This is a genomic window from Kitasatospora sp. NPDC008050, assembly GCF_042957465.1.
GTDB lineage: Bacteria > Actinomycetota > Actinomycetes > Streptomycetales > Streptomycetaceae > Kitasatospora.
On the sequence record NZ_JBIBIJ010000034.1, the window covers coordinates 26,358 to 44,222 of the forward strand.

3 protein-coding genes (1 of these 3 cut by a window edge) are annotated in these 17,865 nt (G+C 75.3%); all 3 read right to left on the reverse strand.

The window, feature by feature from the left end; all coding sequences use genetic code 11:
• A protein-coding gene (locus ACFZB9_RS35955; RefSeq protein WP_391454247.1) for a type I polyketide synthase crosses the window boundary here: on the reverse strand, positions 1–15,165 show its start. Its footprint begins 20,628 nt before the window's first position; 15,165 of the gene's 35,793 nt are visible here — the first part of the coding sequence; the start codon lies at positions 15,163–15,165; its stop codon lies off the left edge, out of view.
• 350 nt (positions 15,166–15,515) lie between these two features.
• Entirely contained in the window at positions 15,516–17,150 is a 1,635-nt protein-coding gene (locus ACFZB9_RS35960) for a PH domain-containing protein (protein ID WP_391454249.1), read from the reverse strand.
• Positions 17,147–17,647: a PH domain-containing protein gene (locus tag ACFZB9_RS35965; RefSeq protein WP_391454250.1), complete on the reverse strand. Its 501-nt coding sequence runs from the start codon at positions 17,645–17,647 to the stop codon at positions 17,147–17,149. Before ACFZB9_RS35965 ends, ACFZB9_RS35960 begins: the two co-directional genes overlap by 4 nt.
• Positions 17,648–17,865 lie beyond the last annotated feature (218 nt).

Sequence of the window (17,865 nt, forward strand, 5' to 3'; positions counted from 1 at the left end):
GCCCCAGACGGGCGCGTGCGCCAGGTCGGCGACGCCGCTCGCGTCGGCCGCCACCGCGCCCCGGGTGACCAGCACCAGGCGGGAGTCGGCGAACCGCTCATCCGCCAGCCACTCCTGGACCACGGCAAGCGCACGGTGCAGTGCCGCGCGCACGGCTGCGGCACTGACCCCGCCACTGACCTCGGCACCGGCCTCAGCGGTCGGCTCCAGGGTGAGGAAGACCGCGTCGGGCGCGGTCAGGCCGCCGTCCACGGCCGCGCCCAACGCGGCCAGGTCGGCGAAGGCGTCGGCCGTGCCGCCGGCCGCCGTCAGCGGGTCCCCGCCCAGCACGGCCCAGCGGCCGGCCGGCGCGGACGAGACCGGCAGCGCGGCCCACTCCACCCGGAACAGCGACTCCACGAAGCCGCCGCGGGCGCCACGCACCTGGGTGTCGGAGACCTCGCGGGAGACCAGCGACCGGACCGCCGCGACCGGCTGTCCGGACTCGTCGGCCAGCAGCAGCGCCGCCGTCTCCTGGTCGCGCTCGGAGAGCCGCAGCCGCAGCGCGGTGGCGCCGCTGGCGTAGAGGCTCACGCCGTTCCAGGCGAACGGGATGCGCGCCTGCTTGGGGGCTTCGGCGCCTTCGGGGCCGGTGATGTCGAGGCCGAGCGCGTGCAGCGCGGCGTCCAGCAGTGCCGGGTGCAGACCGTAGTCGGCAGCCTCCTCGTGCGCGGCCTCCGGCAGCCGGAGTTCGGCGTAGACGTCGCCGTCGTGGCGCCAGGCGGCGCGCAGGCCCTGGAAGACCGGGCCGTAGCCGAAGCCGGCCGCCGCCAGCCGCTCGTACAGGTCCTCGACGCCGACCGCGACCGCGCCGGCGGGCGGCCACTCGGCCGGCTCGAAGGACTGCCCGAAGGGCTGCTCGAAGGGCTGCTCGAACGAGGGCGCGGTCGCCGAGCCGGGCGCGAGCACACCGGTGGCGTGCCGCGTCCACGGCTCTCCCACAGCCTCGGCATCCTCCGGGCGGGAGTGCACGGTCAACGGGCGCCGGCCGTGCTCGTCGACGGCGCTCAGGGCGAGCCGGAGCTGGATGCCGCCGCGCTCGGGGAGGACCAGCGGGGCCTCCAGCGTCAGCTCCTCCAGCATCTCGCAGCCCACCTGGTCGCCGGCCCGGATGGCCAGCTCCACGAAGGCCGTGCCCGGCAGCAGGATCGAGCCCATCACGACGTGGTCCGCGAGCCACGGGTGCGACTGCACCGAGAGCCGGCCGGTGAACACCACGCTGTCGGAGTCCGGCAGTTCGATGCTGGCGCCGAGCAGCGGGTGACCCGCCGCGCCGAGACCGATCGACGCGACGTCGCCCGCCGCCATGATCGGCGTGCGCGGCCAGAAGCGGTGGCGCTGGAAGGGGTAGGTGGGCAGGTCGATCCGGCGGGCGCCGGTGGCGGCGAAGACCGCCGTCCAGTCCACCGCGAGGCCCCGCACGTGCAGTTGGGCGAGGGCGGTGGTGAGGGTGCGAGCCTCGGGGCGCTCGGCGCGCAGCACCGGGACGAAGGCGACGGACTCGGCGGTGGCACTCTCCTGGCCCATCGCGCTGAGCACACCGTCGGGGCCCAACTCGACGAAGGTACGCACACCTTCGCGCTCCAGGGTCTCGACGGCGTCGGCGAAGCGGACGGCCTCACGGACGTGGCGCACCCAGTACTCGACCGTGGCCAGGTCGGCCGACCGGTCGAGCGTCGAGACGATCGGGATCTTCGGCTCGTGGAAGGTCAACTCCGAGGCCACCGCGCGGAACTCGGCCAGCATCGGCTTCATCAGCGGCGAGTGGAACGCATGGCTGACGGTCAGGCGCTTCGTCTTGCAGCCCAGCTGCCCGGCCACCTCCAGGACCGCCTGCTCGACCCCCGAAAGCACCACCGCCAACGGCCCGTTGACAGCCGCGATGCCCACGTCCGAGCGGCCCGCCAACAGCGGCAGCACCTCGGCCTCGCCCGCCTGCACGGCCACCATCGCACCACCGGCGGGCAGCGCCTGCATCAGGCGACCACGCGCGGCCACCAGCCGGGCGGCATCGGCCAGCGAGAGGACGCCCGCGACATGCGCGGCCGCCAGCTCACCGATCGAGTGCCCGGCCAGGAAGTCCGGCGTGAGGCCCCAGGATTCGACGAGGCGGAACAGCGCCACCTCCAGCGCGAAGAGCGCCGGCTGCGTGTAGGCCGTCCGGTCGAGCAGCGCTCCCTCGGCCGCGAGCACGATCTCCCGCAGCGAGGTGTCCAGGTGCTGGTCCAGGTGCGCGAAGGCCTCGTCCAGCGCGTCCGCGAACGCCGGGAAGGCCGCGTAGAGTTCGGCGCCCATGCCGGGACGCTGGCTGCCCTGGCCGGTGAAGAGGAAGGCCGTCCGGCCTTCGACCACCGAGCCCGTGACGACCTGGGCCGCCGACTCCCCCACCGCCAACGTGCCCAGGCCGCGCAGCAGTTCCTCAGGTCCCTCGGCCACCACCACCGCACGGCACTCCAGCGCCGCCCGCCCGGTCGCCGACGAGTACGCCAGATCGACCGGTTCGGCCTCCGCCGCCACCGGCAGCAGCCGCTCGGCCTGCTCGCGCAGCGCCCCCGCGTCCCGCGCGGAGAGCACCACCGGCAGCACCGACGGCACCTGCGCCGCCTCGCCGGTCAGCTGCGGCTGCGGCTGCGGCTGCGGCTGCGGTGCCTGCTCAAGGATCAGGTGCGCGTTGGTGCCGCTGAACCCGAAGGACGAGATGCCCGCCCGGCGCGGCTCGCCGGTCCCCGGCCAGGTGGTGGACTCGGTGAGCAGCGCGACCGCGCCCGTCGTCCAGTCCACGTGCGGGGTCGGCTCGTCCGCGTGCAGGGTGCGGGGCAGCACGCCGTGCCGCATCGCCATGACCATCTTGATGACGCCCGCGACACCGGCGGCGGCCTGGGTGTGGCCGATGTTCGACTTGACCGACCCCAGCCACAGCGGCTGGTCGGCCGGCCGGTCCTGGCCGTAGGTGGCGAGCAGCGCCTGGGCCTCGATCGGGTCACCGAGCGCGGTGCCGGTGCCGTGTGCCTCCACCGCGTCGACCTGCGTGGCCGACAGCCGGGCGTCGGCCAGAGCCTGGCGGATGACGCGCTGCTGCGAGGGGCCGTTCGGCGCGGTGAGACCGTTCGAGGCGCCGTCCTGGTTGACGGCGGTGCCGCGCACGATCGCCAGCACCGGGTGACCGTTGCGCTCGGCATCCGAGAGCCGCTCGACCAGCAGCACGCCCGCGCCCTCGCCCCAGGCGGTGCCGTCGGCGGCGGCCGAGAAGGCCTTGCAGCGGCCGTCGGCCGACAGGCCGCGCTGGCGGCTGAAGTCGAGGAAGGTGTCGGGGGTGGCCATCACGGTCGCACCACCGGCCACGGCGAGCGTGCACTCACCGTTGCGCAGCGCCTGCACCGCGAGGTGCAGGGCGACCAGCGAGGAGGAGCAGGCGGTGTCGACGGTGACCGCCGGGCCCTCCAGGCCGAAGGTGTAGGAGAGGCGGCCGGCCAGCACGCTGGCGGAGGTGCCGGTGCCGAGGTGCCCCTCCAACTCCTCCGGGGAGTTCATCAGCAGGGCGAGGTAGTCCTGGCCGTTGGTGCCCGCGAAGACGCCGGTCCGGCTGCCACGCACGGTGGCCGGGTCGATGCCGGCCCGTTCGAAGGCCTCCCAGGTGGTCTCCAGGAGCAGGCGCTGCTGCGGGTCCATGGCGAGGGCCTCGCGCGGCGAGATGCCGAAGAAGGCGGGGTCGAACTCGGCGGCCTCGTAGAGGAATCCGCCCTCGCGGGTGTAGATCCTGCCGACTCGCTCCGGGTCCGGGTCGTAGAGCGAGTCGGTGTTCCAGCCTCGGTCCTCCGGCAGGCCGGACATCGCGTCGGTGCCCGTTTCGAGCAGCTGCCACAGCTGCTCGGGGCTGCTGACGCCGCCGGGGAACCGGCAGCTCATGGCGACGATGGCGATCGGCTCTCCCCCAGCCTGGCGGCTGGGAGGGGCCCCCACACCGGCGGCAGCGCCGGCGAGTACGGTCGGCGTCGCCCCGGAGGTGTGCCGGCCGAGCAGCTCGGCGTGCAGGTGTCCGGCGAGCGTGGCAGCGGTCGGGTAGTCGTAGACCAGGGTGGTCGGCAGGGTCAGGCCGGTGGCCGCGCCGAGGCGGTTGCGCAGTTCGACGGCGGTGAGCGAGTCGAAGCCGAGCTCCTTGAACGCCCGGCCGGACTCGATCGTCTCGGTCCCGCTGTGGGCCAGGACGGCGGCCACCGCGCTGCGGACCAGGTCGAGCAGGGCGCGCTGCTGCTCGGCGGGGGCGAGGGCGGCGAGTTGGCCGGCCGGGGCGGCGGCAACGGCGGCCACGGCAGCGGCGGTGGGGCGGGCCTCGGGGAGATCGCCGAACAGCTCGCTGGGCCGACCCGCCGTGAAGCCCGGCAGGAAGCGGTCCCAGGCGAGGTCGGCCACCATGAGGGCGCCGTCGCCGTGGTCCAGGGCCTGCTGGAGGGCGGCGATCGCCAGGGCCGGGGACAACGGCGGGAGGCCGTCGCGGCGCAGGCGCTGCTCGACGGCCGGGTCGGTGGCCATGCCGCCCTGGGCCCACGGGCCCCAGGCGATCGCGGTGGCGGGCAGGCCGTCGGCCCGGCGCTGCTCGGCCAGCGCGTCCAAGTAGGCATTGGCAGCAGCGTAGTTGGCCTGACCGGCGCTACCGATGGTGCCGGCGATCGAGGAGAAGAGCACGAACGCGGTCAGCTCACCGGTCAGTTCGTGCAGGTTGCGGGCGGCGTCCAGCTTGGGACGGGCCACGGCGGCGAAGCGCTCGGCGGTCAGGCCCGCCAGCAGGCCGTCGTCGAGCACACCGGCGGTGTGGAAGACGGCGGAGACCGGGTGTTCCGCGAGCAGCGCGGCCAGCGCCTCGCAGTCGGCCGCATCGCACGCCGCCACCGTCGCCGTGGCGCCCAACGCGGCCAGCTCGTCGGTCAGTTCGTCCGCACCCGGGGCGTTCGGGCCGCGCCGGCTGGTGAGCAGCAGCTGCTCGGCGCCGGTGCGGGCCAGCCAGCGGGCCACCTCGGCACCGAGCGCTCCGGTGCCACCGGTGACCAGGACGGTGCCGGACGGCCGCCAGCCGATGGCCTCGCCCCGCGTGGAGCGCACCAGACGGCGGGCGAACAGGCCCGAGGCACGCAGGGCGACCTGGTCCTCGGCGCCGCCGAGCACCCCGGCCAGCCGGGAGAGCGCGCGCTGGTCCAGCGCCGCCGGGAGGTCGATCAGACCGCCCCAGCGGTCGGGGTGCTCCAGCGCCACCACGCGCCCAAGACCCCAGAGTTGGGCCTGCTCGGGAGTGGCGAGCCGGTCCGTCCGGCCGGTCGAGACGGCGCCACGGGTCAGGCACCAGAGCGGCGCGGTGATTCCGGCGTCGCCCAGCGCCCGCACCACGGTGGCGGTGCGGGCCGGGTCGCCGTCGAGCGGGGGCAGCCACAGCACGCCGGCGAGCGACGCGGACTCGTCCACCGCCGCCCGCAGCAGTTCTGCCACGGTCGCACGCGTCTCGTCGTCGGTGCCGAGTTCGACCAGGCGGGGCTCGATGCCCCGCGCGGTCAGCGCCCGCAGCACGGCGAGCGTCGCGGCGTCCTCGGCCGTCCCGGCCGGGACGGCCAGCAGCCAGTCGCCGGCCGGCGGGCGGGCGGCGGACTCGCGCACCGGTCGCCAACTGGCCCGGTAGCGCCAGCCGTCCACGGTCGCCTGCTCGCGGCTCTTGCGGCGCCAGGCCGAGAGCGCGGGCAGCACCGAGCTGAGCGGCTGGTCGCCCCCCAGGTCGAGGGTGGCGGTGAGGGTGTCCAGGTCGCCGCTGTCGACGGCTGCCCAGAAGTCGGCGTCCACGGCGTCGCTCTGCACCGCTCCCGGGGCCGGGGCGGCGGCGCTCTCCAGCCAGTACCACTGGTGCTGGAAGGCGTAGGTGGGCAGGTCGACCCGGCGGGCACCGGTGCCTGCGAAGACCGCCGCCCAGTCCACGGTGACACCGCGCACGTGCAGTTGGGCGAGGGCGGTGGTGAGGGTGCGGGCCTCGGGGCGCTCAGCGCGCAGCACCGGGACGAAGGCGACGGACTCGGCGGTGGCACTCTCCTGGCCCATCGCGCTGAGCACACCGTCCGGGCCCAGCTCGACGAAGGTACGCACGCCCTGGCTCTCCAGGGTCTCGACGGCGTCGGCGAAGCGGACGGCCTCGCGGACATGGCGCACCCAGTACTCGACCGTGGCCAGGTCGGCCGACCGGTCGAGCGTCGAGACGATCGGGATCTTCGGCTCGTGGAAGGTCAACTCCGAGGCCACCGCGCGGAACTCGGCCAGCATCGGCTCCATCAGCGGAGAGTGGAACGCATGGCTGACGGTCAGGCGCTTCGTCTTGCAGTCCAGCTGCCCGGCCACCTCCAGGACCGCCTGCTCGGCCCCCGAAAGCACCACCGCCAACGGCCCGTTGACGGCGGCGATACCGACGTCCGAGCGGCCCGCCAGCAACGGCAGCACCTCCGCCTCGCCCGCCTGCACGGCCACCATCGCGCCACCGGCCGGAAGTTGCTGCATCAGGCGACCACGCGCCGCCACCAGCCGCGCGGCGTCGGCCGGCGAGAGGACGCCCGCGACATGCGCGGCCGCCAGCTCACCGATCGAGTGCCCCGCCAGGAAGTCCGGGCGCACACCCCACGATTCGACGAGCCGGAACAGCGCCACCTCCAGCGCGAAGAGCGCCGGCTGCGTGTAGGCCGTCTCGTCGAGCAGCGCCCCCGCATCCTTCAGCGGCGTCTCCAGGTACCGGTCCAGCTCCGCGCGGATCGCGTCATGGGCCGCCGCGAACACCGGGAAGGCGTCGTACAGGTCCGCGCCCATCCCTCGCCGCTGGCTGCCCTGCCCGGTGAAGAGGAAAGCGGTGCGGCCCGCCGCACCGACGGTACCGAGCACCGCGTCGGCGCTCGGCTCGCCGGCGGCCAGTGCCGCCAGCGCTGCGGTGAACTCGGCGCGCTCGCTCCCGACCAGCACCGCGCGGTGCTCCAGCAGCGCGCGGCCGGTGGCCAGCGAGTAGGCCAGGTCGGTGGTGGTCGCCTCGGGCTCGGCCTCCAGGTGGGTCAGCAGCGCCCGGGCCTGGTCGCGCAGCGCCTCGGGGCCGCGCGCCGAGAGCAGCCACGGTGCGAGGGCGGGCGCCGGGCGCCGGGCCCCGCTCTCCTCGGCGGCAGCGGGCGCCTGCTCGACGATGGTGTGGGCGTTGGTGCCGCTGAAGCCGAAGGACGAGATGCCCGCCCGGCGCGGCCGGCCGGTCTCCGGCCAGTCCCGGGCCTCGGTGAGCAGCTCGACGGCGCCCGCCGTCCAGTCGACGTTCGCCGAGCGCTCGTCGGCGTGCAGGGTGCGGGGCAGTACGCCGTGGCGCATCGCCATGACCATCTTGATGATGCCGCCGACGCCGGCCGCCGCCTGGGTGTGGCCGATGTTGGACTTCAACGAGCCGAGCCAGAGCGGCTGGTCGGTGTCGCGGTCCTGGCCGTAGGTGGCGAGCAGGGCCTGGGCCTCGATCGGGTCACCGAGCGCGGTGCCGGTGCCGTGCGCCTCCACCACGTCGACCTGGTCGGCCGTCAGAGCGCCGTCCGCCAGGGCCTGGCGGATGACGCGCTGCTGGGAGGGGCCGTTGGGGGCCGTCAGGCCGTTCGACGCGCCGTCCTGGTTGATCGCGGTGCCGCGCACGACCGCGAGCACGGGGTGGCCGTTGCGCCGGGCGTCGGAGAGCCGCTCGACCAGCAGCATGCCGACGCCCTCGCCCCAGCCCGTGCCGTCGGCACCGTCCGAGAAGGCCTTGCAGCGGCCGTCGCCGGCCAGCCCGCGCTGGCGGCTGAAGTCGATGAACGCCTCGGGCGTCGCCATCACCGTGGCGCCACCGGCGAGCGCCATCGCGCACTCGCCCTGGCGCAGGGCCTGCACGGCCAGGTGCAGGGCGACCAGCGAGGAGGAGCAGGCGGTGTCGACCGAGACCGCCGGGCCCTCCAGGCCCAGGGTGTAGGCGACGCGGCCGGAGGCGACGCTGCCGGCGGTGCCGGTGCCGAGGTAGCCCTCGACGCCCTCCGGCACGGCGCCGATCCGGGTGGCGTAGTCGCTGCTCATCACGCCCGCGAAGACCCCGGTGCGGCTGCCGTGCAGAGTGGCCGGGTCGATGCCGGCCCGCTCGATGGCCTCCCAGGAGGTCTCCAGCAGCAGGCGCTGCTGGGGGTCCATGGCGAGCGCCTCGCGCGGCGAGATGCCGAAGAAGGCCGGGTCGAACAGGCCGACGTCGTGCAGGAAGCCGCCCTGGTCGACGTAGCTGGTGCCCTGGTGGTCCGGGTCCGGGTCGAAGAGGTGCTCCAGGTCCCAGCCACGGCCGGCCGGGAACGCGCCGATCGCGTCGGTGCCGCCGGTGACCAGGCGCCACAGGTCCTCCGGCGAGCGCACGCCGCCCGGGTAGCGGCAGGCCATGCCGATGATGGCGATGGGCTCCTCGGCCGCGCGGACGGGGGCCGCCGCGCCGGGGGCGGTGGCCGGCTGCTGGGCGCCGGCGATCTGGGTGCGCAGGTACTCGGCGAGGGCGGCCGGGGTCGGGTAGTCGAAGATCAGGGTGGGCGGCAGCCGCAGGCCGGTCGCCGTGTTGAGCGCGTTGCGCAGCTCGACGGAGGTCAGCGAGTCGAAGCCGAGCTCCTTGAACGCCCGGCCGGACTCGATCACCTCGGGCGAGGCGTGACCCAGCACGGCCGCGACCCGCACCCGCAGGACTTCGAGCAGCTCGCGCTCCAGCTCGGCCTCGGGGAGGCCGGCCAGGCGGCGCAGCAGCTCCGAGCCGCCGCCCGCACCGGCCTGGGCGGCGCGCCGGGCCGGGGTGCGGACCAGGCCGCGCAGCAGGGCGGGCAGGGTGCCGGTGGCGGCCCGGCCGCGCAAGGCGGTCACGTCGAGGTGCATCGGCAGCAGGGCGGCCCGGCCGAGGCCCCCGGCGGTGTCGAGCAGGGCCAGGCCCTCGGCGTTGCTCAGGCCGCGCATGCCGTCGCGGGCCAGGCGCTGGAGGTCGGCGGCGTCCAGGCTGCCGGCCATGCCACCCTCGGCCCAGGGGCCCCAGGCGAGCGAGAGGGCGGGCAGGCCGGCCTGGGTGCGGTGGTTGGCCAGCGCGTCCAGGAAGGCATTGGCGGCCGCGTAGTTGGCCTGGCCTGCGCCGCCGAGGGTGGCGGCGTTCGAGGAGTAGAGCACGAAGGCCGACAGGTCGAGTCCGGCGGTCAGCTCGTGCAGGTTGAGCGCGGCGTCCACCTTGGGGCGCAGCACGGCGTCGAGCCGCTCGGGCGTGAGCGAGGAGAGCACACCGTCGTCGAGCACACCGGCGGTGTGGATGACGGCGGTGAGCGGGCGTTGGAGCGAGCCGAGCAGCGCGGCGAGGCCGGCGCGGTCGGCCGCGTCGCAGGCCACGATGCTGACGGATGCGCCGAACTGCTCCATCTCGGCGGCGAGTTCGGCCGCACCCGGGGCCTCGGCGCCGCGCCGGCTGGTGAGCAGCAGGTGGCGGGCGCCGTGCTCGGTGACCAGGTGGCGGGCCGCGACGGCGCCGAGTGCGCCGGTGCCGCCGGTGATCAGTACGGTGCCGTCCGCGTCCAGCGGGGCCGGGACGGTGAGGACGACCTTGCCGATGTGCCTGGCCTGCGAGACGAAGCGGAAGGCCTCCGGCGCCCGGTGGATGTCCCAGGTCGCGATCGGCAGGTGGTCGAGTGCGTCCTGGTCGAAGAGCTCCAGCAGCGCCGCCAGCATCTCGCCGGTGCGCTGCGGCCCGGCCTCGATCAGGTCGAAGCCCTGGTAGTGCACCCCCGGGTGCTCGGCCGCCACCTGCTCGGGCTCGCGGACGTCGGTCTTGCCCATCTCCACGAACCGCCCGCCGCGCGGCAGCAGCCGCAGCGAGGCGTCCACGAACTCCCGGGCCAGCGAGTCCAGTACCACGTCGACGCCCCGGCCGCCGGTCGCCGACCGGAACCGCTCCTCGAACGCCAGATCACGCGAGGAGGCGATGTGCTCGTCGTCCAGACCCAGCTTGCGCAGGGCGTCCCACTTGCCCGCGCTCGCGGTGCCGTAGACCTCCGCCCCCAGGTGCCGGGCCAGCTGCACGGCCGCCATGCCGACACCCCCGGCGGCGGCGTGGATCAGCACCGACTCGCCCGCCCGGAGGTCCGCGAGGTCCACCAGCGCGTAGTAGGCGGTCAGATAGACCAGGGGCACCGAAGCGGCCTGCGCGAAGGTCCAGTTGCGCGGCATCCGGGCGACCTGCTGACGGTCCGTCACCGCGACGGGGGCGAAGCCGCCGGAGAGGATGCCGAACACCCGGTCGCCGACGGCGAGATCGGTGACGTCGGGAGCCACCTCCAGGACGACGCCCGCGCCTTCCAGGCCCAACAGACCGGCGTTGCCCGGGTACATGCCCAGCGCGTTGAGTACGTCACGGAAGTTCAGGCCGGCCGCGCGCACGCCGATCCGGACCTGGCCCGCCTCCAACGGCGCGACGGCCGCCGGGTGTTCGACGAGCGCCAGGTTGTCCAGCGTGCCCTTGACCGGGATGTCCAGCCGCCAGGCGACCGCACCGACCGGCTCGGTGAGCGCGTCGTCGGTGGCGATCAGCGCCAACCGGCTGGTGTAGCAGACTCCCTGACGCAGTGCCAGCTCCGGCTCGCCGGAGGCCAACGCGGCCGGGAGGGCGGCCGCCGAGGTGTCGTCCAGGTCCAGCAGCACGAACCGCTCGGGGTTCTCCGCCTGCGCCGAGCGGATCAGGCCCCAGAGGGCGGCATGCGCCGGGTCGGCCAGCTCCTCGCCCGCCAAAGGCGCGACCGCACCCCGGGTCACCAGGACCAGGCGCGAGTTCGCGAACCGCTCCTCGGCCAGCCAGGACTGCACCAGGACCAGCGCCCAGTACGTCACCTCCCGCACCGCGTCGGCCGACAGCTCGTCGACGCGCGGCGCACACGGCACGAACACCGCCTCCGGCACCACCTCGGCCGCCGCCACCGCCGCCAGGTCGGCGAAGGTCTCGGCTGCGGCGAAGGTCTCAGCTGCGGCGAAGGCGCCGAGCGCGGCCCACCGGCCGGGCGCGGACGCGCCGGCGGTGACAGGCGCACCGGCGGTGACGGGCAACGCGGCCCACTCCAGCCGGAAGAGCGACTCGTGGTGCGCGGCGCGGGCGGCGCCCAGCTGATCGGCGGAGATCTCGCGCAGCGCCAGGGAGCGCACCGACATCACCGGTGCGCCGGTGCCGTCGGCGAGTTCGAGCGCCACCTCGCCGTGGCCCAGCGGCGTGACCCGGACCCGCAGCGCAGCGGCGCCGGTGGCGTGCAGGGTGACCCCGGTCCAGGCGAACGGCAGCCCGCCGCGGAGCGCGCCGTCGGAACCCTCGGAGCCGTCGGGACTGTCAGAGCCGCCGGCCGCGCCGAGCGCGTGCAGGGCGGCGTCCAGCAGGGCCGGGTGCAGGCCGAAGCGGTCGGCGTCGTCCTCGGTACCGGGGGGCAGCGCGATCTCGGCGAGGATCTCGGTGCCGCGCAGCCAGGCGGCCCGCAGGCCCTGGAACGTGGGTCCGTAGCCGAAGCCGGCCTCGGCCAGGCCGGTGCGCAGCTGCTCGACGTCGACCGCGCGGGCGCCGGTGGGCGGCCAGGCGGTCAGCTCGAAGCCGGCCGGCGCGGCCCCGGCGCCGAGCACGCCGGTGGCGTGCCGGGTCCACGGCTCTCCCCCAGCCTGGAGGCTGGCAGGTGCCCCCAGGACCGGGGCGCCCTCGATCCGCGAGTGCAGGCTGAGCGAGCGGCTGCCGTTCTCGTCGGCGCCGCTGACCACGATCTGCACCTGCACGCCGCCCTGCTCGGGCAGCAGCAGCGGGGCCTCCAGGGTCAGCTCCTCCAGGCGGTCGCAGCCGACCTGGTCGCCGGCCCGGATCGCCAGGTCGACGAAGGCGGTGCCGGGCAGCAGCACGCTGCCCAGCACCGCGTGGTCGGCCAGCCACGGGTGGGTGTCCAGGGCGAGGCGGCCGGTGAAGAGGAAGCCGTCGACGTCGGCCAGTGCCACCGCGGCGCCGAGCAGCGGGTGGTCGGCGGTGCCCAGGCCGATCGCGGCGACGTCGCCGAGCGCGCTGCCGCTCTCCAGCCAGTAGCGCTCGCGCTGGAAGGCGTAGGTGGGCAGCTCGACCCGGCGGGCCTGCTGGCCGGCGAAGACGCCGTCCCAGTCGAGCGCGCTGCCGCGCAGGTGGGCCTGGGCGAGGGCGGTGGTGAAGGTGCGGACCTCGGGCCGGTCGCCGCGCAGCAGCGGCAGGAAGGCGACCGGCTCGGTGACGCACTCCTGGCCCATCGCGGACAGCACGCCCTCGGGGCCCACCTCGACGAAGGTGCGCACGCCTTCGCGCTCCAGCACCCGCACGGCGTCGGCGAACCGGACGGCCTCGCGGACGTGGCGCACCCAGTACTCGGGATCGGTCAGGTCGGTGGCAGCATCGAGCGTCGAGACGATCGGGATCTTCGGGGCGCGGTAGGTCACCACCTGGGCGCAGCGCCGGAACTCCTCCAGCATGGCGTCCATGTGCGGCGAGTGGAAGGCGTGGCTGACCCGCAGCCGCTTGACCTTGCGGCCCTCGGCCCGGAACCGCTCGGCGAGGGACGACACGGCCTCCTCGTCGCCCGCGATCACCACGGCCTCGGGGCCGTTGACGGCGGCGATGTCCACGTCCGTGCGGTCGGCGAGCAGCGCCAGCGCCTCGGCCTCGGTGGCCTGGACGGCCAGCATGGCGCCGCCGCCGGGCAGTTCCTGCATCAGCCGGCCACGGGCGGCGACCAGCAGGGCGGCGTCCGCCAGGCTGAGGACGCCGGCGGCGTGCGCGGCGGCCAGTTCACCGACCGAGTGGCCGGCCAGGAAGTCCGGGGTGAGGCCCCAGGACTCGGCCAGCCGGAAGAGCGCCACCTCGACGGCGAAGAGCGCCGGCTGGGTGTAGGCGGTGCGGTGGAGCAGCTCGGCCTCGGCGGAGCCCTCGGCGGCGAAGAGCACCTCGCGCAGCGGGCGGTCCAGCTGCAGGTCGAGGTGGCCGCAGGCCTGGTCGAGGGCCTTGGCGAAGACCGGGAAGGTCTCGTACAGCTCGCGGCCCATCGCCAGGCGCTGGCTGCCCTGGCCGGTGAAGAGGAACGCCGTGCGGCCGGCCACCGGCGTGCCCTGGAGCAGCCCGGGCAGCTCGGCGCCGTCGGCCAGGGCGCGCAGCGCCTGCTCGAACTCGGCGCGTTCACCGGCGAGCAGCACCGCGCGGTGTTCGAAGCCGGCCCGGCTGGTGGCCAGCGAGTGGCCGAGGTCGGCCGGGGTCGGCTCTCGGTGGGCGGCCAGGTGGGCGTGCAGCCGCTCGGCCTGGCCGCGCAGCGCCTCGGGGGTCCTGGCGGAGAGCACCCAGGGCAGCACCGCCGGGGTGACGGCGGCGGGCGCGGCGGCGAGCGGCGCCTGGGCCGTCGGGGCCTGCTCGATGACGGCGTGGGCGTTGGTGCCGCTCATGCCGAAGGAGGAGATGCCGGCCCGGCGCGGGCGGTCCAGCTCCGGCCAGGGCATCGCCTCGGTGAGCAGTTCGACGGCGCCGGCGCTCCAGTCCACGTGCGCGCTGGGCCGGTCGACGTGCAGGGTGCGCGGCAGCACGCCGTGCCGCATCGCCATCACCATCTTGATGACGCCGCCGATGCCGGCCGCTGCCTGGGTGTGGCCGATGTTGGACTTCAGCGAGCCCAGCCGCAGCGGCCGGTCGGCCGGCCGGTCCTGGCCGTAGGTGGCGAGCAGCGCCTGGGCCTCGATCGGGTCGCCCAGCGTGGTGCCGGTGCCGTGCGCCTCGACGGCGTCGACCTCACCGGGCGTCAGGCGGGCGTCGGCCAGCGCCTGGCGGATGACGCGCTGCTGGGAGGGGCCGTTGGGGGCGGTCAGGCCGTTCGACGCGCCGTCCTGGTTGATCGCGGTGCCGCGCACGATCGCCAGCACGGGGTGGCCGTTGCGCCGGGCGTCGGAGAGCCGCTCGACCAGCAGCATGCCGACGCCCTCGCCCCAGGCGGTGCCGTCGGCGGCCTGGGCGAACGGCTTGCAGCGGCCGTCGGGGGCCAGGCCGCGCTGGCGGCTGAAGGCGATGAAGGAACCGGGGTTGGCCATCACGGCCACACCGCCGGCCAGGGCCACACCGCACTCGCCGCGGCGCAGCGACTGCACGGCGAGGTGCAGGGCGACCAGCGAGGAGGAGCAGGCGGTGTCGATGGTGACGGCCGGGCCCTGGAAGCCGAAGGTGTAGGAGAGCCGGCCCGAGGCGACGCTCAGCGCGCTGCCGGTGACCAGGTAGCCCTCCAGGCCCTCGGTGGCCTCGTGCAGGCGCGGGCCGTAGTCCTGGGCCTCGGCGCCGATGAAGACGCCGGTGCGCGACTCGCGCAGGGTGGTGGGGTCGATGCCGGCCCGCTCGAAGGCCTCCCAGGCGGTCTCCAGCAGCAGGCGCTGCTGCGGGTCCATCGCCAGTGCCTCGCGCGGCGAGATGCCGAAGAAGCCGGGGTCGAAGGTGTCGGCGTCGTGCAGGAACCCGCCGGCCTGGGCGTAGCTGGTGCCGGGGTGGTCGGGGTCCGGGTCGTAGAGGCCGCCCAGGTCCCAGCCGCGGCCGGCCGGGAAGGCGGAGATCGCGTCGGTGCCGTCCGCGACCAGCTGCCAGAGCTGCTCGGGCGAGTGTGCCGCGCCGGGGAACCGGCAGGCCATCGCGACGATCGCGATCGGCTCGTCGTCGGCGGAGCCGAGTGGCTCCACCGCGCCGGTGTCGGCGGCCAGGCCCAGCAGTTCGGCGCGCAGGTGGCGGGCGAGCGAGGCGGCGGTGGGGTGGTCGAAGACCAGGGTGACCGGCAGCCGCAGCCCGGTGGCGGCGGCCAGCCGACTGTGCAGGTTGACGGCGGCCAGCGAGTCGAAGCCGAGCTCCAGGAACGGGCGGTCGGCCTCGACCGGGGCGGCGGGCTTTCCGCGCAGGGATTCCGTCGCGTGCTCCAGCACCAGGGTCACCAGCAGGCGCTGCTGATCCGCCACGGAACGGTCGGCCAGCCGCTGCCGCCAGGACTGGGACGCCGCGGAATTTCCGGCCCCCGTACCGTCCGGCTCCGAAATGAGACCCTCGGACTGGTTCATCATCGCGCTCCACCACCCAGCAGACGGTATCCAACACCGTCGGCCAGCGTGCCAGGCCCCGTGACCAGCAGAAACCCCTAGGGTCCCCTAGCCACCCCTACCGAATCACGGGGCGACCCCTGGCCCGATCCGGGCGCCGGGAAAGGGAATTCCGGAGGGCATTTCGGCCCTCCGGAACATACCCGCCGACCGGCCGCGGAAATGCCGGACATTGCTATTTCCCGCGCCGGTGGCGCACGCTGATCCACCGTCGGCGCGGCCGCCCGGTCAGGTCCCTTCGAGGAACAGCCAGGTCTCGTCGCGGACGGTCAGGTCTCGTCGCGGAACGGTCAGCCCTCTTCGAGGAACGGTCAGCTCTCGTCGAGGAACGGGTCGAGCAGGTGCGGCACGGCCCGGGCGGCGAACGCCAGCCCCTCGGCCACGCCCACGTCGCGCACCCGGTAGGCGCCGCGGCCCGCCGCCGTGCTCGCCGTGAGGGTGAGCAGGCCCTGGCGGCGCTGGAACGGGGACTGGCTGACGCTCCAGCCGATCACCCCGGCGCGCTCCAGGGCGACCGTACGCCGGGCGAAGGTACCCGCGCGGGCCACCAGGTACTTGCCCACCAGCGCGTGGCCCAGCGCCCGGTGGGCGTCGACGGCCAGCCACACCGCCACGGGCAGCAGCACGAGGGCAACCACCGCGGCGATCGGCAGGAGCACCGGCAGCCAGATGCCGGGCACCGCCGGCACCGCGGCGGTGAGGGCGACCGCCGCCACCGCCCGGTTGATCCGCCGGCGCCGGGCCGCCGCCGGGTGCGGCCGCAACTCGGCTGTCACCGGGCACGGTTGACCGCCCGGCAGCAGCTCGCCGACGACCCGCAGCGCCTGCGCGCGCGGCGCGGCCGGCAGCAGCGCACCACGGGTGCGGTTCTCCTCCGCGCTGCCGAGGCCGGTGGCGATGGCGTTGAGCCGCGCGCCGCCGGCCAGCCGCAGCAGGAGCGGTTCGACCAGCTCCACGCCGCGCAGCCGGCGCTCCTCGATGGAGACCGAGCGGTGGATCCACAGGCCGCGGCGGACCCGCAGGATGCCGCCGTCCTCGCGCTCCAGGCGGTATCCGTACCAGCCTTCGAGGTACTGGCCGACCGCGGCGAGCGTGCCCAGCACGGCCACCAGCAGCAGCGTCACCGGCACCGCGAGCCACAGCGGCACGGCGGTGAAGGCGGCGACCAGCCAGTGCACCAGGCCCAGTTCGAGCGGGTCGACCCCCAGGTCGTGCAGGGCCTTGTAGACGGCGCCGAGGAGCGCGAAGAGGCCGCCGACCCCCCAGATGGTGAGCGGGGCGTAGCGCAGCCAGCGCCAGGACAGTTCGGCCAGCGGCGGTGGGGGCTCGGGGGCCTCGGTGCCCGGTCGCTGGGCGATCAGGGTGGCCCGGCGGTTGAGCAGGTCCTGGCGCAGCGCGCCGGCCTGGGCCGTGGTGACACCGTCCAGCCGCAGCGCGCGGCCCGCCGAGCCGCCGTGCACACCGGCGCCGATGCTGACGGTGGCGAGCCCGAGCAGGCGGTGCAGGGGGCGGGCGGTGATGTCGGCGCTGCGGATGCGCTCCAGCGGGACGGCGCGGCGGCTGCGGAAGAGCAGGCCCGAGCGCAGCTCCAGCCGCTCGGCGGTGATCCGGTAGCCGGTGGTGAACAGGCGGCTCAGGTTGAGGCCGGCGACCACCAGGAAGGCCGTGGTGAGCGAGGAGAGCGTGATCACCGCTTGGAGGCCGGGCCGGCCGCCGGTGCCGAGCAGGGTGGCGAGGGCGGTGAGCACGGGCGGGGCCAGCCAGGCGAGGTGGACCGGGATCAGCCGCGGACTGAGCCGCTGCCAGGCTGGCTCGGCGGGCTCAACGGTGTCGGCGGCATCAACGCTCTCGGCGGGCTCGGCGTTGTCGGCGGGCTCGGCGTTGTCGGCGGCGCCGGCGGCGGCCGCGCCGGTGGTCCCGGTCGGCTCCTGGGTGCCGGTGCTCACGTCGCGTCCCCCGGGGTGGCCTGGGTGACGGCGGTCAGGTGCTCCACCACCTCGGCGGCGCGGTGGCGGTCCAGGCCGCGGATGGTCACGGCGCCCGCGACGGAGGCCGTGGTGACCTTGATGCCGCTGAGCCCGAAGAGCTGCTCCAGCGGGCCCCGCACGGTGTCCACGGTCTGGATCCGCGACAGCGGCGCCACCCGCCGGCGCTGCCAGAGCCAGCCGGAGGCGGTGTAGACGGCCTGGTCGGTGGCCTCCCAGCGGTGCACCCGGTAGCGCCACAGCGGCATGACGACCAGGTAGCAGAGCCCGGGCAGGAGGACGGCCAGGAAGATCGGGCCGAAGACGATGCGGGCCGGTGGGATGAGCAGGTACAGGACGCCCAGCACCAGCGCGGTGGGCATCGGGATCAACGCGGCACGCAGCACCCACCAGGCGATGGCGCGGCGCTCGACCCGATGGCGGGGCGGTCGCAGGCGAGGTCCGTCGGAGTGGGGCACGGTGTCGGTTCCTCCCGCTTGACTGTCAGAACTGCGCGGCCGCGCGGCGCTTCCCCTGCCCGAGTCTACGGCCCGCCGGGGCACGGCCCGGACCTGCGCCGACGGCCATCTCGCGCAACCGGTTCAGCCGGTCCTACGTTGTTGGTGTGGCAGAGGGGCCAGTCGTATGGTCCTGAGGCCCAGGGACACCGGGTATGGCTTTCAGCCGGTTGCACGCG